The sequence below is a fragment of the Pistricoccus aurantiacus genome (genome assembly GCF_007954585.1).
Classification (GTDB): domain Bacteria; phylum Pseudomonadota; class Gammaproteobacteria; order Pseudomonadales; family Halomonadaceae; genus Pistricoccus; species Pistricoccus aurantiacus.
Genome location: NZ_CP042382.1, coordinates 2,068,358 through 2,082,861, shown reverse-complemented (window position 1 = coordinate 2,082,861; position 14,504 = coordinate 2,068,358). Strand labels below are relative to the sequence as shown.

The following is a 14,504-nucleotide window of genomic DNA, read 5'->3' as shown; positions in this document are numbered from 1 at the left end:
GGAACAACCTCCTTATTTATATTCATAGAAGCCGCGGCCGCTCTTGCGGCCCAGATGCCCCGCCGCGACCATGCGCTTGAGCAGCGGGCAGGGTCGATATTTCGGGTCGCCGAAGCCATCCTGCAATACCTCCATGATGGCAAGGCACACATCCAGTCCAACCAGATCCGCCAGGGCCAGCGGACCCATGGGATGATTGGCGCCGAGCTTCATGGCCTGATCGATGGCTTCCGGAGTAGCGGCGTTTTCCTGCACCAGAAAGGCGGCCTCGTTGATCATCGGCACCAGCAGGCGATTGACCGCGAAACCCGGGGAATCGGCGATGGCGACCGCGGTCTTGCCCATTTGTTCGGCGAGCTGTTCGACACGCTTTACCGTGTCGTCCGACGTCTGCTCCGCGCGGATCACCTCGACCAGTCCCATCACCGGCACCGGATTGAAGAAATGCATGCCCACCACCCGCTCCGGACGCTCGCTGACCGCCGCCAGCCGGGTCAGCGACAGCGAGGACGTATTGGAGGCGAGAATCGCCTCCCGGCTCAAGGCGCTCAAGTCACGAAAGAGCTTTTCCTTGAGTTCCGGATCTTCCGGCGCCGCCTCGATAATGATCTCGCAGTCGCTCAGCGCATCGAGTTTCGAGGTGGTCTCGAGTCGCGCCAAGGCGTCGTCGCGATCACTTTCGCTCAGCCGATCCTTGCTGACCAGTCTATCGAGTCCTCTATTGATACTGCCTTGGGCGCGTTCGAGCGGCTCGTCCGCCACGTCATAAAGTTTGACGTTCACGCCGCTGCTGGCCAGTACCTGGGCAATCCCTTGCCCCATGGTGCCGGCGCCAACGACACCTACATTCATGTTGCTCATTCGATCGCTCCTTGAAACGTGGATGGAAACTATTGCTTGCGCGCCATTTCTCGCAGCACGAACTTCTGAATCTTGCCGGTGGAGGTCTTGGGCAAATCGGTGAAGAATACGTAGCGCGGTACCTTGAAGTGCGCCAGGCGTTCCCGACAATAGGCAACGATTTCCTGCACGGTGGTATCTTCCTGGCCCGCCTTGAGCTTGATGAAGGCGCAAGGGGTCTCGCCCCACTTCTCGTCCGGGCGCGCCACCACCGCCGCCTCTTCCACCGCCGGATGGGAATAGATGACATCCTCCACCTCGATGGTGGAAATGTTTTCACCTCCGGAAATGATGATGTCCTTCAGACGATCCTTGATCTCGATATAGCCGTCCGGATGCCACACCGCCAGGTCGCCGGTGTGATACCAGCCGCCGCGCAGCGCCGTCTCGGTGGCTTGCTCATCCTTGAGATAGCCTTTCATGACATTGTTGCCACGCATCAGGATTTCGCCGATGGTCTCCCCATCCTTGGGCACCGGCTCCAGGGTTTCGGAATCCGCCACGCACAGCGCTTCCAGCAGGTGCCCGCGCACTCCCTGGCGGGCCTTGATCCTGGCGCGAGCCTCCAGGGGCAGCTCGTTCCAGGCATCTCGCCAGGCGCAGACGGTGACCGGCCCATAGACCTCGGTCAACCCGTAGACGTGGGTCACCTCGATGCCCAGGTTCTCGATGCCGGCAATCACCGAGGCGGGCGGCGCGGCGCCGGCCACGGTGACCTTCACCGGTCGACCCAGGTCGCGCTTGTCCTCATTCGGCAGATTGACCAGGCCGTTCAAGACGATGGGCGCGCCGCTGAAATGCGTGACGCCTTCCTCGTCCAGCAGCGCCATGACCTTCCTGGCCTCGACCCTGCGCAGGCAGACGTTGGTGCCCGCCGCCGCGGCGATGGTCCAGGGAAAGCACCAGCCGTTGCAGTGGAACATCGGCAGGGTCCACAGATAGACCGGATGGTGTGGCATGGCCCATTCGAGAATATTGCTGACCGCGTTCAGGTGAGCGCCGCGATGATGGTAGACCACCCCCTTGGGCTTGCCGGTGGTGCCGGAGGTGTAATTCAGCGAGATGGCCTGCCATTCGTCCTCCGGCAGACGGTACGGCGCCTCCGGGTCCCCCTCCGCCAGCAGCTCCTCGTATTCCAGCTCGCCGATGCGTCGCGCCTCGCCCTCGAACAGCTCGTCCGCCACGTCGACGATCAAGGGTCTGGTCTCGAGTCCGGCTACCGCCTCCTCGATGACATCGACGAACTCCGGATCCACCAGCACCGCCTTGGCTTCACCGTGTTCGAGCATATAGGCAATGGCTTGAGCGTCCAGACGAATATTCAAGGTATTGAGCACGCAGCCCGCCAGCGGAATCCCGAAGTGAGCCTCGAACATCGGCGGCACGTTGGGCAGCATGGTGGCCACGGTCTGCCCGGGCTGTATACCGTGCTTTTGAAGCGCCGAGGCCAGGCGACGACAGCGCTGCCAGGTGGTGAGCCAATCCCGGCGCAGATCGCCATGCACCACCGCCGGATAGTCCGGGTAGATCTGCGCGGTGCGCTCGATGAAGGTCAGCGGCGATAGCGCCACGTGATTGGCTGGAGTCCGGGGCAAGCCCTGTTCGAAGATAGAAGTTGCCATGGTGTACGTCTCTCGTCTGCTGATGCGTTGATTGTCGTGACGTTGCCCGACGCCGTGTCGCTGGCCTCTGTTGCGCTCCTACTGTCCTGCATCCTTGAGTGCCGTGCCTTCGTCCACTGCTTCATCCGGTATGGCGCGCTGAGCCTCCCGACCGAACAGATTTTGCTTCTCCACGAGAAAATAGAGCACTACCCCGGCAGTCAAGCCCCAGCCGGCGCCATATACCGCCAGCACCACGGCCATCGTGCCCGCCACGCCGCGTTCGGCAGTGGTCCTGGTCTGCTCGATGCCCACCATCAGACAGATGTAACCAGTCAGCAGCAAGGTCAGGGAGAGCGCGATGGGCAGCACGGGCTGGAACATGCTGACCAGCGGTAGCGTGAACAGGGCAATGAACCCGGTGATCCAGAACGTCCCCCCGCCGCTGTAGATGGATTCCATAGCGTTACGGCCATACTTGTAGCGCTCGGCCATGGTGGCGGTCACGGCGGTCCAGATCGGCCCGGCCAGCCCTGGGTAGGGCGCCAGGAAGGCATGCATGAGGTTACGAATGGCGGTGACATGGTGAATTCGGTCGGTACTGTAGTCGATCTTTTCATCGGTGCGTAGATGATCGACCCGTGACATCAGGCTGCGGCCCACCACGATGTCACCGAAGGCGATGACATAGGCGATCACCGCGGTAGGCACCGCCAGCATAAAGACATCCAGGTCCGGAAAGCCCACCACGAACGGCAGATAAGACCACATGTCGCTGAAATTGGGTCGAGTGACGCCCCACTCGATGGCCGGGAGCGGGTACTCGCCAATCGCCCAGGCCACAAGGATGGCGACGACCATGCCCGGCACCATGCCGTAGTTGGAAATTCTGCGGATCATGGCGTGACTCTGGACCCAGCCGCGAAACGCTGCGGAGAACAGCATGAAGATCGCGATCAGCATACCGATGACCAGCGAGATCGGCGTTTCCGCCAGTCGACCTCCCTGCTGTATCTCTCCGGTGATGGCAGCGATACCGGCCCCCATGATGATGCCTGCCTGCAGCGAGTTGGGCACCAGATGCACCAGTTTTCGGCCCAACCCGGTCACGCCCAGGAGGAAAAAGATCAGGAACACCAGAAACTGCAGGGCAAACAGCGCCTGGGTGGCTTCCACGCCCGGCTCGAAATCCCCGAGGAAAACCAGCACGACGGGAATCGCGGGAGTGATCCAGCCCGGCACCAACGGCACGCCCAACAACGCCGGCAGCATGAAGCCGATGCCACACACCACCACGAAGGCCAGGGCCACGTCGTAGGGCAGACCCAAGTACTGCTCGAGCAGGGGAATCATGGCCAGGCTGACGACGAACATGATCAACCCCTGGATCATTTCCGCCATTTCCCAGCGGTAGTGAACGAAGGGCAGACGAATCTTGAATGGCCCTGCGGGCCAGTAGGGTTGCTCTTCGCCATCTTTGCGTTGTTTTAATTGCATGCGGATTTTCTGCTCATTGGACAGTAGCGGATGTGACAGACAAACGGTGGAAATAGGATGACATCATGCCGCCGGCTCGACGTCCCGCGATACGGAACATAGACCAGCGGAACGGCGCGCATCAGACGTGAACCCCGAATTCGCCGAGGCTCTGCGTGCCCGCCTCGATGATCGAGCGCTGGGCACGACCGATGGGCAACCAGTGGCGCAGGGCGAAGTCCGCGCCGGCGAGCTTGGCATGGTAGAATACCTGGTCGTTGCTGCCCGCATCCAGGGCAGCCTGGGCGACCAGGGCGGCGTGTCCCATCTGCCAGGCGCACAGCACATGGCCCGCCAGAGAGAGAAACGGTGTGGCGTAGGCCTGCACCGCATCCAGACCCTGGGCGTCGTCACTACCCTGTTCCAATACCTGTTTCATGGCGGCCTGGAGATCCGAGATTCCGAGAGTCAGGCTATCCCCCAATGGCCGGAGCTTGACGCTGCCCTGCAACTGTCGCGCGATATTACCGACCTCTTCGAGCAAGGTGCTCAACGCCGCGCCCTGGTCGCGCTGCAGCTTGCGACCGGCCAAGTCCAGGGCCTGGATGCCGTTGGTGCCTTCGTAGATCGGCGCGATACGCACGTCCCGCAGCAGTTGAGCGGCGCCGGTTTCTTCCACGTAGCCCATGCCGCCATGCACCTGAATGCCCAGGGAGGTGATTTCCACCGCCTGATCCGTGGAAAACGCCTTGACCACCGGGATCAGGATATCGACTCGAGCTTGAGCGGCCTTGCGGATGGCAGCGTCTTCATTATGACGCGCCTGATCCATCTGAGCCGCGCAGTAAAGCGCCAGCGCCCGCAGCGCGTCCGTGCGAGCACGCATGGAAAGCAGCATGCGACGCACGTCGAAATGATCGGCAATGGCGCAGGGCGCGCCGCCTCGCGCTTTGGAGCTGCGCCCTTGCATGCGCTCCTGAGCGTAGGCCAAGGCCTGCTGGCTGGCGCGTTCCGCCACGCCGACGCCTTCCAAGCCGACCTTGTGGCGGGCCTCGTTCATCATGGTGAACATATGATTCAGGCCGCGGCCCTGCTCCCCTACCAGGTAGCCCACCGCGCCGCCCTTTTCCCCGAAACTCAGGGTGCAGGTGGGAGAGCCGTTGATACCCAGCTTGTGCTCGATGGAAGCGCAGACCACGTCATTGCGCTCTCCCAGGCTGCCATCCTCGTTGACCAGGAACTTGGGTACCAGGAACAGGGAAATACCTTTGTTGCCTTCCGGCGCATCCGGGGTGCGCGCCAGCACGAAGTGGATGATGTTCTCCGCCGCGTCGTGTTCGCCCCAGGTGATATAGATCTTCTGCCCGCTCAGCAGGTAATGGTTCTCCTCAGGCGCAGCACGAGTGCGTACCTGAGAAAGATCCGAGCCCGCCTGGGACTCGGTGAGATTCATGGTGCCGGTCCATTCGCCGCTCACCAGTTTTTCCAGATAGCGGGACTTGAGCTTGTCGCTGCCGTGCTGGGAAAGCGCCTCGATGGCGCCGGCGGTCAGCATCGGGCAAAGGCCCAGGGCCATGTTGGCGCCGTGCAGCATTTCCTGCACCGCGCTGGCCACCACCTCAGGCAGGCCTTGACCACCCCATTCTTCCGCCACGCCGATACCGTTCCAGCCTCCTTCTACATAGGCGCGATAGGCATCGGAAAAGCCGCTTGGCGTGAAGACCTGATCGCCTTCCAGGCGACAGCCTTCCCGGTCGCCGGAGGCGTTGAGCGGCGCCCAGACTTTCTCGGTAAGCCGAGCGGCTTCCTCGAGCACCGCCTCGATCAAATCCGGGCCGGTTTCCGTGAAGACAGGCAGTTCGAGTGAAGCGTGCTCGAGCAGTTCGCCGAGCACGAAGTTGATATCGCGAACCGGGGCAGTATAGGGAATCATGACGATACCTAGGGGATAAATGGCGAAGTTTAAAGTAGATACACTGCCGGATTTTAACCATTATCTTTAGGTCGCAGTAAAACGAAACCGCCCCTAGCCTTGCTGCTTCAGTTCTTGATCGCTGCCTTCGTCGAGAGGCTCTTGCGGGCCGAAATACGGCGTTTCGACCTCCTCCGGACGCGGCGGGCCAACGATGGGTTCCGCCGTATCGACCCCGGGCACCACCTCGGACAAGTCCTCGTGATGCTCGTGTTCCAACGCGCCCTGTAACCGTTCATCGGTAATGCCCAGTTCGGCGCCTACCGCGGACATCGGTGTATTGGGCGCGAAAGGCGCCACCGGGATCGGCGCCGGGCGCACGCTGCGTCGCCAGGTGAAGAACAGCACCATGAAAACCCCCAGCGCGGCCAGAGACCAGAACAGCCCCGCATCATCGAAGGCGGTCATCGCCGGGCCAATCAGGGAAGGGCTGAGGCTCGAGCCGATGGCGTTGATCAGCAGCAGTCCCTGGCTCATGCGCACCAGCGCTCCCGCCGGCATGCGGTCTGCCGCGTGGCTGACGGTTACCGGATATAGGGCGAACACCCCGCCGCCAAGCAGAAACAGCAGCAGCGCCAACTGCCAGGGGTCATGAGGCAGCAATACCATTCCCAGAGAAATCAGTGCACTGAAGAGACTGATCAATATCAGCACCAGCTGACGATCGTGGCGATCGGACCAGCGACCGATCGGGTATTGCAGCAGCATGGCACCCAGCACCACGATCGCCATCATCTGTCCCACTCGCTCCAACGGCAGCCCGATATGCTGTAGATAAAGCGGCAGGAGACTATAGATCGCGGCGACCAGGATGCCGGAGCCGAAGCTTCCCATGACGCCGGTGGGGGTGATCACGATCAAGCGGTAGATCGGCAAGGGCTCCGCGTGCTCGATCAATGGCGAAACTCGCGGAATCATTGCCATGGGCAGCACGGAAAGCGCCGCCAGCATGCCCACGATCATGAAGGGCGCGGTCTCGTCCAGATCCTTGGTGGCGCCTATCATCAACTGTCCGATGACCCCGGCGGCGTAAAGCGAAATCATGTAAAGCGCCAGCAGCCGGCCACGGACTTTCTCGTCGCCGGAAGTCAATAGCCAGCTCTCGATCACCAGATAAACCCCCACCGTGGCCCAGCCACCGATCAGACGCAGCACGAACCAGGCGCCGGCGTCGAACCATAATCCTTGCAGCAGCACGCTGGCCGCCACCAGCGACGCGAAGCTGCCGTAGGCGCGGATATGCCCGATACGCAGCAACAGGCGATCGTTGAACAGCGCGCCGATAGCAATACCGATGAAGTAAGCGGAGGATACCCAGCCGATGACCAGGGCGGAAGCGCCCTGAGCATCCAGGCGCAGTGTGATCAAGGTCGCCAGGAAGCCGTTGCCGATACCAAGAATGAAAAGGCCCAGCAGTGGCGCCAACGCCATCATGAGAAGCTGACGAGACATGAGTTAATCCGACAGGCAAGCGAAAGCGCGAAGAAATTTCGCATGCATCATACGTTGATTTTTTGCCGTGAAAAGGTTTATTTGCGACGCTTTTTAACGGCAATAGCGACATATAATTCCAAGTTATCGAAATATCGACCATTAATGCATTTTCTAAACAGCTTTTCCGTTGATGCATGAAAATTTCATGCCTGATGGCATCGGCTTTTATCATCAGTATGATTGGGCTTTACAACGCTTCTCGGAAAAACTCCATGAACGAAACACCGACAAACGATGTTCAGCGAACCACCGCCGTTCCTCCGGATACCACCATGGCCATGGTGGTGTACGGTCTTTACCTGGCGGGCTTCGTGGTGGGCTTCACGCCATTGATCGGGGTCGTCATCGCTTACGTCTACAAGGGCAAGGGGCCGCACTGGCTCGACGAGCATTATCGCTATCAGATTCGCACCTTCTGGATTTCCTTGGTGTACGGCATCATCGCCTTCGTGTTGAGTTTCATCGGTATCGGCCTGCTGCTGATGGTGGCGCTCGCGGTGTGGATGATCATTCGCTGCGTCAAGGGCTTCAAGGGCCTGCAGGAAAAACGGGCCCCCCATAACCTGGAGACTTGGCTGGTCTGATGACAACACAGACTTCCGATACGATGAGCTGGCAGGCTCGCACTATCGCCCGCTTATGGCAGTGGTTGGCCGACTGGCGACTGGCCAGCCTATGGCGGCTAGCGCGGCTGTCTGGCCCGTGGATCTATCGTCTGAGCCGACGAGAAAGGCGTGTAACCATTGCCAATCTCGCCCAGGTGTTTCCCGAGCGCAGCGAAGATGAACGCATGCGACTTGGCCGTCAGAGCATGATTCATTCCACCGCCACCATGCTGGAACTGGGCTTCGCCTGGATGGCCGCGCCCAGGCGAGTGGAAAAAGCCATCCTGACGGTGCAGGGCCGGGAGCTTCTCGATAAGGCCCGAGCCGAAGGACGTGGCGTGATCGTGCTGGCCCCGCATTTCGGTAACTGGGAAATTCTCAACTTCTGGCTTTCCAGCCATTTCCCCTTCACCGCCATGTACGAGCCGCCCAAGATCGACGCTCTGGACTCGATCATACGTCACGGCCGAGAGCGCCAGGGCGCGAAGCTCGTCCCCACCAATTCCCGAGGCGTGGCGGCGCTGCTCAAGGCGCTCAAGCGCAGCGAGGCGGTAGGCATCCTGCCGGATCAGGAGCCGGACTGGGGCAGCGGCGTATTCGCGCCTTTCTACCAGCGCGAGGCTTACACCGGCACGCTGTTGCCCAAGCTGGTGGCGCGCACCCAGGCCAAGGTCGTCACCGGCGTGGCCAGACGGGTACCGGGAAAAGGCTTCGAGATTCATTTTCTGGCCGCGGATGAGCGCGTTTATTCAGAAGACGAGCTGCAATCCGCCACCGGGGTCAACGCCAGTGTCGAAGCCGCGATCGACCTGGACCCAGTGCAATACCAATGGGAATACAAACGCTATCGCAAGACCCGGGCGGAATTCGAAAAGCGCCCGGACTGGAAGCGCTTTCGTCTCTATAAATGACTGGTTTGTCTCAGGGTCTTCCGAAAGCATCTCGCAGTATTCCTCGCCAGGCAGACATGGGAGACGAGTCTTCACCGGATCGAGGCGTCAGACCAGCCTGGAAGCCTAGGGCGTGAAAAGGCGCCAATAGCGCTGGATCCTGGCTGAACAGATGCACCGGCACGTCCGGACTTGCCTCTTCGCCGACGATCAGCGGCGCCGCCGGATGATCGCCCATCACCATCAGCAGTGCATCCTCCCCCAGATAGCGCGTCGCCCATTGCAGCGTCACTTCCAGAGAGTAGGCCACCGCCTGGGCATAATGCTCGCGTACCCGGTCCATGTCCCGCCAAAGCGCTTCCGGCAGCTCACCTGCCTGCGCCCAGGCATCGAATACGCCACCGTCGTCGATGGCGGACCAGGACAACACCGGCAGGATCGGCGTCCAGGGTGCATGACTGCTGATCAATGCCATGTGCACGAACAGCGGCGCCTCGGCGGGTTCGCGCAGGCGTCGCTGAAAATCCGTCAAGGTGTATTGATCCGGCATGGTCACCCAGTTCAAGGCGGGGCCCCGATAAGGAATATCCTTGGCTACCTGCAAATGATCGAATCCATAAACGCGACCTTCCGGCCAGGGCTGGGTGATCGCCGGCAGCACCGCCAGGGTTTGGTGGCCGCTAGCGGCGAGATCCTGCACCAGGCTGCCGGAAAAATGCTCGCGCAGCAGGCGGTAATCCAGATCGTTGTCGATGGTGATGCCACTGAGCACGCTGGCATGGGCAAGCCAGGACTGGCCGCCGCGAATCGGCGAGCGCAGTCGACCGCTGACGGTTTCTACTCCGGCGCCTGCAAGCCGCGGCGCCATCTGGCGTAGCACAGCCTCGAGCCGCTCTGCGGAGGCAGGATCGTCATATAAAGACATGCCGTAGGATTCGATGAATACCAGCAAGACATCCTTGCCCGCCAGTCCCGGCAGAGGCGCGACGGACAAACCGCTTTTCTCGAGGTGGGCCAGAAAACGCCGGCGCTGATCCAGCGTCTTCAGCGCCAGCCTCGTTTGATTCGTGAGGGTATTCGCCAGCGGCATGGCATAGGCCTGCTTCACGCTTTTCTCCTGGCCGAGCATGGACCAGCCGCCAATCCCCAGAGCGATGGCGCCCAGCAGCGCAATTCCCGACATTGCCCATTGAACCGGTTGCAAGGCCCGTCGGCAGGAGAGCCGTCCCAGTTGAGACGCCAGCCCCCAGACGAGCAGCAGAGCCAGTACCGACACAATCAATATCAGCAGCCAGGCCAGCGGCGCGCCGAGGTTGCTGCGCAGCAGCTGCTCAAGCGCCTTGAGCAGCGGCGCGTCCAGCAGCAGATTGAGGGGGCGTCCGAGTATCTGCCAGACCGCCTGGCGGGCGATCAAGAGCACAAGGCCGATCGTCAGTAAAAGAGCGGTCAGGGCCGTCAGCCAGCGCCGGGGCGGCAGCAGGATTAGCAGCCCCAACACCAGCAGCACGTCCAGCGGCACCGGCCCGGGAGGCGGCTCACCGCCGAACAGCAGTACGACGCCCCAGCTCAGTCCGGTCAGGGCCAGGGACAAAAATGTCAGACGTAATAGATAGATCATCGGTTCGGATGTTTTCCAGAAAACATAGGCCCTAGAATACGGCAACCCTGACCGCGAATGCACAGACAGACCACCGGAGCTCGATCATGTCCATCGTTTTATGGCAATCCTTGACTAGTGCCGACCTCGCCGCGGCACTGCGCCCGGACAGCGTGGCGGTGATGGTGCTCGGCGCCGTGGAACAGCACGGCAAGCATCTGCCGCTATCCACGGATCTGGATATCGGGCAAGGATTGCTGAATGCGGCCTTGGAACGCCTCGAGCCGGAGCGCTCGGTACTCGTGTTGCCGCCGCTTGCGGTCGGCGCAAGCGAGGAGCATGACGACTTTCCCGGCACCCTGAGCCTGCCGGCGGCCACCGCCCAGGCAGTGATCGAGGCCCTGGGGGACAGCGTGGCCCGCAGCGGAATCCGGCGGTTGGTGCTGATCAACAGCCACGGCGGCAACCAGTCGATCCTGGCTCAGGCCGCCCTGGCGCTCAGGCGCCGCCACGGCATGCTGGTGGTCAAGGCGTTCTATATGCGCATGTCGCCGCCGGAGGATTCGATTCCACGTGAAGAATGCCACCACGGCCTGCACGGCGGCGCCATGGAAACCGCGATGATGCTGCATCTGGCGCCAGAGCGGGTACGCCGCGAGCATATCGCTCACTCGTCTTCCATCGGGGAAGCCCGCGCTGCCGAAGGTCAACTGATCGGCCCGGAGGGCGAGGCGGCCTTCGCCTGGCTGGCCCAGGATCTGCATCCGGATGGTGTAGCGGGCAACGCCACGCTTGCCAGCACGGCGCTCGGCGAGCGCCTGGTTACACACTTCGGCGAGCGTCTGGCGCGGGTGATCCGGGAAGCGTCGGAAATGGATATTTCCCGTTTTCACCCCGACTGCTGAGACTGCTCGTTTTCGAAGGCTTCCTCCAGCCAATGGCCGGCGCGTTCGGCCTTGGCGTGCAGGTAGCGACGATTGTGGGTGGTCACGCGACCGAACAGGCCCTGGCGCCCCACCACCTCGATACCGCCGTTGGCCAGCGCCTCGATCTTGAGCGGATTGTTGGTGAGCATTTGCACGCAGTCCACTTCCAGCGCCCGCAGCATATCCACCGCGACCCGATACTGGCGCTCATCGTCACCGAAGCCCAGCACCTGATCCGCATCCAGGGTATCGAAACCGCTGTCCTGCAGGGCGTAGGCCCGCAGCTTGTTGGCCAAGCCGATGCCTCGCCCCTCCTGGGCAAGATAGAGCAGAATACCCCCGCCCTGGGCGTCGATGTCTGCTACCGCGCCGCGCAGCTGCTCACCGCAGTCGCAGCGCAGGCTGGCGAACAGATCGCCGGTCAGGCACGCGGAATGCAGACGCAGCGGCACCGCGCTTTTCCACTTCTTCCGATCGCCAATCAGGATGGCCAGGTGCTCCCGCAGGCCGTCGCTTTCACGAAAGAGCACGAAACGGGAAGCTTCCGCCTCCGCCAGCGGAATCCTCGCCTCGCTGATGCGCACCAGGCCGCCGTCCGCCTGGATCAGACAATCCGCTGCTGCCTGCGCGGATACGGAAAGCAGCCGCCCCTGGGCCACGAAGTCGTCAACCTTTTCCCGGCATCCCGCGCGTATTCCGACGGTCAGCGCGGCGGGAATCAACAGCGCTCGACGCATCAGGTTGAGCGCTGCCGTATCCGCGGTACCGGCCTCCTTCGGGTCCGCGAACAGCGCCAGCTCCTGGGAAGAGGTGCCGAACGCCAGCGTCTGCAGCGCACGCAGGGAAAGCGGGGCTCTCGAACCCAGCGCCAGACAGGCTGCCTCCCCTTCGATTTGCGTGCCGAGAGCGGCCATGCGATGCACGCTTACCACCATCGCCGGCGCTTCACCGCAAACCTCGAGCAGCGAGGCCATGTCTTCGGTATCCAACCCTTCCACCGGATGCACCAGCCGGTCTCCGGCAGGGTCCGTCAGCAGCACGGGCAAACCACGGCGCAAATCGAAAATCGCACGCTCAACCTGATACATGAAAAGCTCCTTCGCTATGGCTATTGTCCTGAGTCGCCGAACTGCCCATGATGATCGCTTCCAAATCCGGAGACGTACCATGACAGGGCGGATTGACGACGCTATTTCGATGATCGGCGATGAAGACCGCGCCTGGCAGGCGCTGCTGCAGGCACGTTCTCATGATTGGTCGCGCGGCCCCTTCCACTATCGGGACTGTCGAGGCGGGCTGACGCTGGAAGAAGATGGCCGCTATCGGGCGCAGCCGGCGCTGGACCCTGCCGCCAGCACCTTGATCGACGCTCTCGCGCCGCTGGTCTTGCCGAATGGACCGCAAGTGGTTGCCCAACTCGGGCAAAGCCTCGATGGGCGCATCGCCACGGAAAGCGGTGCCTCTCACTACATCAACGGACTGGTCGGCCGCGTGCATCTGCATCGGTTGCGCGCCCTGGTGGACGCGGTACTGGTGGGCGCCGGCACCGTGGCGGACGACGACCCGGCCCTTACCGTGCGTCATGTCGAAGGCCCCCAGCCCCTGCGGATAGCGCTGGACCCTCGTGCACGGCTGTCGCCGCAAAGACGGCTTTTTCAATGCGAAGAGGCGCCCACCCTGCACCTGATCGGCGAAAGCGCACGACCGCTCTCCGGCCTGGGGAATCATGTCGAGACTCGGCGTCTTTCGGTTCAGGCCGGCGCCGTTTCTCCCTGGGACGTGATAGAAACATCGCGGGAGCGCGGCTGCCGGCGAATATTGATCGAAGGCGGCAGCGCCACCCTGTCGAGGTTTCTCGAAACGAACGCTCTGGATCGCCTGCATATCCTGGTAGCGCCGCTGGTGATCGGCTCCGGCCGCCCAGGTATCAGCCTGCCGCCTATCGATACCTTGGATCAGGCGCGCCGCCCGCCCTGCCGGCATTTCTCCCTGGGCGAGGAGGTGCTGTTCGACCTCGACCTTCGCCAGCCCTGAATTTGCCTTGTCGTATTGTCGCGCTCCCGAACCCGGCGTTTTCGTGCCATGGCCGCTGCGCCCCCACAGCAGGACCAGCGCGCCGGGCAGGCTCGAAAGCAGCACCAGAATGCCGTAGGTGACGGAAACCGCCACGCCTTCCGCGGACGACAGACCCGCCAGAACCCAGACGCCGGCGGCGGCGCCTTCTCGCCAGCCCCAGCCGGCGAATGACAGCGGAATCGCCATGGCAAGCAGCAGCGGCGGCATCAGCGCCAGCAGCGTCGACAGCGGCGCGTGGACACCGATAGCCCGAGCCGCGCAGACCATTACCAGCATGTAGCTGACCACGATAAGCAAAGAGGACAAGCCTTGAAATACCAGCGCGCGGGGTTCGAGCAGCGTTCGCCACAGGTCGTTTCGCATGCCTCTGAGAAGCCGTGGCGGCCGGCGCTTGAGGTAGTGGATGAGACAGCTGAATAGCGAGGCCAGCAACAGCACGCCGACCAGCGTTCCCGCGAACACATCCAGGCTCGGGATAAAAACCCTGGCGTCCTGAAAGCTCGATGCCAGTTTCGCTGTCCAGCCCGCGATCATTGCTTGCCAGAGCGGCGACAGCAGCAGCGTCGACACGGCGATTGCTCCCAGGGCAACCTGCCCCGAAAGGCGCTCGATCACCACGGCGCGGATCGCGCGCTGGCGCTTGATATCTTGCCAGCCGTCGCCTTCCTGCCGCGCGTGTCGCCAGGCGCGGGCGGCGTCGCCGCCGACGCCGCCGGGCAGGCACTGGTTGAGGAAAGTCGCCAGATAGTATTCGCCCAACGCGGAGCGAAAGCGCATCGCCACCCCCAGTCGGCGCTGGGTAAAGTGCCAACGCCAGGCGGATAGCGCCACCTGAGGCACGCTGACGAGAAGCGCCAGCACGACCCAGCCCGGCTGGATATCGTGCCAGAAGGCCACCACCTGAGACAGGTCCACCACCAGGAACAGCGCCCCCAGCAGAGCCAGGCTTGCGGCCCAGCGAAGCCAT

The 14,504-nt window shown here is 62.4% G+C and carries 11 protein-coding genes and 1 pseudogene; 4 read left to right on the top strand and 8 right to left on the bottom strand.

Annotated features, from left to right (window positions below; genetic code table 11):
* Positions 1–12: 12 nt before the first annotated feature.
* From FGL86_RS09985 to FGL86_RS09965, 5 genes are all read right to left on the bottom strand, one after another.
* Positions 13–969 carry a 3-hydroxybutyryl-CoA dehydrogenase gene (locus FGL86_RS09985; protein ID WP_484266840.1) on the bottom strand — a complete coding sequence of 319 codons (957 nt, stop codon included), beginning with the start codon at positions 967–969 and terminating at the stop codon, positions 13–15.
* Entirely contained in the window at positions 891–2,522 is a 1,632-nt protein-coding gene (locus tag FGL86_RS09980) for an acyl-CoA synthetase (RefSeq protein WP_147184425.1), read from the bottom strand. The genes FGL86_RS09985 and FGL86_RS09980 overlap by 79 nt, the downstream gene beginning before the upstream one ends.
* Positions 2,523–2,600: 78 nt before the next feature.
* A complete protein-coding gene (locus FGL86_RS09975; RefSeq protein ID WP_147184424.1) occupies positions 2,601–3,998 on the bottom strand; it encodes a solute carrier family 23 protein in 1,398 nt (465 codons plus the stop codon).
* 121 nt (positions 3,999–4,119) lie between these two features.
* The gene (locus tag FGL86_RS09970; protein ID WP_147184423.1) at positions 4,120–5,910 is read right to left on the bottom strand and encodes an acyl-CoA dehydrogenase family protein; all 1,791 of its coding nucleotides are present in this window, start codon (positions 5,908–5,910) and stop codon (positions 4,120–4,122) included.
* Positions 5,911–6,003: 93 nt separating this feature from the next.
* Positions 6,004–7,401: an MFS transporter gene (locus tag FGL86_RS09965; RefSeq protein ID WP_147184422.1), complete on the bottom strand. Its 1,398-nt coding sequence runs from the start codon at positions 7,399–7,401 to the stop codon at positions 6,004–6,006.
* Between the two features lie 254 nt (positions 7,402–7,655).
* Here FGL86_RS09965 and FGL86_RS09960 point away from each other — a divergent pair, with 254 nt between their 5' ends.
* The gene (locus tag FGL86_RS09960) at positions 7,656–8,027 is read left to right on the top strand and encodes a DUF4870 family protein (protein ID WP_147184421.1); all 372 of its coding nucleotides are present in this window, start codon (positions 7,656–7,658) and stop codon (positions 8,025–8,027) included.
* Complete coding sequence (locus FGL86_RS09955) at positions 8,027–8,959, top strand: lysophospholipid acyltransferase family protein (protein WP_147184420.1); 933 nt, start codon at positions 8,027–8,029, stop codon at positions 8,957–8,959. The genes FGL86_RS09960 and FGL86_RS09955 overlap by 1 nt, the downstream gene beginning before the upstream one ends.
* A gap of 10 nt (positions 8,960–8,969) precedes the next feature.
* Here FGL86_RS09955 and FGL86_RS09950 read toward each other — a convergent pair whose 3' ends face one another.
* Positions 8,970–10,556: an alkaline phosphatase family protein gene (locus tag FGL86_RS09950; protein WP_147184419.1), complete on the bottom strand. Its 1,587-nt coding sequence runs from the start codon at positions 10,554–10,556 to the stop codon at positions 8,970–8,972.
* Positions 10,557–10,642: 86 nt separating this feature from the next.
* On the opposite strand from FGL86_RS09950, the gene FGL86_RS09945 reads away from it, so the two are divergent.
* Positions 10,643–11,440: a creatininase family protein gene (locus tag FGL86_RS09945; protein ID WP_147184418.1), complete on the top strand. Its 798-nt coding sequence runs from the start codon at positions 10,643–10,645 to the stop codon at positions 11,438–11,440.
* On the opposite strand, the gene FGL86_RS09940 is transcribed toward FGL86_RS09945, so the two are convergent.
* The gene (locus tag FGL86_RS09940; protein ID WP_147184417.1) at positions 11,425–12,549 is read right to left on the bottom strand and encodes a GTP cyclohydrolase II; all 1,125 of its coding nucleotides are present in this window, start codon (positions 12,547–12,549) and stop codon (positions 11,425–11,427) included. The two genes, FGL86_RS09945 and FGL86_RS09940, sit on opposite strands and share 16 nt — an antisense overlap.
* Between FGL86_RS09940 and FGL86_RS09935 the strand changes: the two genes are divergently transcribed.
* Positions 12,548–13,495, top strand: coding sequence for a RibD family protein (locus FGL86_RS09935; protein WP_342780085.1), 948 nt, complete (start codon positions 12,548–12,550; stop codon positions 13,493–13,495). The genes FGL86_RS09940 and FGL86_RS09935 overlap by 2 nt on opposite strands.
* 153 nt (positions 13,496–13,648) lie before the next feature.
* Here FGL86_RS09935 and FGL86_RS18145 read toward each other — a convergent pair.
* Positions 13,649–14,434, bottom strand: a pseudogene (locus tag FGL86_RS18145) (lysylphosphatidylglycerol synthase transmembrane domain-containing protein); the annotation flags it as partial.
* Positions 14,435–14,504: the final 70 nt, after the last annotated feature.

Coding starts and splice junctions, on each gene's coding strand:
- FGL86_RS09980 (WP_147184425.1), bottom strand. CDS start 2,522: ATGGCAACTTCTATCTTCGAACAGGGCTTGCCCCGGACTCCAGCCAAT.
- FGL86_RS09975 (WP_147184424.1), bottom strand. CDS start 3,998: ATGCAATTAAAACAACGCAAAGATGGCGAAGAGCAACCCTACTGGCCC.
- FGL86_RS09970 (WP_147184423.1), bottom strand. CDS start 5,910: ATGATTCCCTATACTGCCCCGGTTCGCGATATCAACTTCGTGCTCGGC.
- FGL86_RS09965 (WP_147184422.1), bottom strand. CDS start 7,401: ATGTCTCGTCAGCTTCTCATGATGGCGTTGGCGCCACTGCTGGGCCTT.
- FGL86_RS09960 (WP_147184421.1), top strand. CDS start 7,656: ATGAACGAAACACCGACAAACGATGTTCAGCGAACCACCGCCGTTCCT.
- FGL86_RS09955 (WP_147184420.1), top strand. CDS start 8,027: ATGACAACACAGACTTCCGATACGATGAGCTGGCAGGCTCGCACTATC.
- FGL86_RS09950 (WP_147184419.1), bottom strand. CDS start 10,556: ATGATCTATCTATTACGTCTGACATTTTTGTCCCTGGCCCTGACCGGA.
- FGL86_RS09945 (WP_147184418.1), top strand. CDS start 10,643: ATGTCCATCGTTTTATGGCAATCCTTGACTAGTGCCGACCTCGCCGCG.
- FGL86_RS09935 (WP_342780085.1), top strand. CDS start 12,548: ATGAAAAGCTCCTTCGCTATGGCTATTGTCCTGAGTCGCCGAACTGCC.
- FGL86_RS09940 (WP_147184417.1), bottom strand. CDS start 12,549: ATGTATCAGGTTGAGCGTGCGATTTTCGATTTGCGCCGTGGTTTGCCC.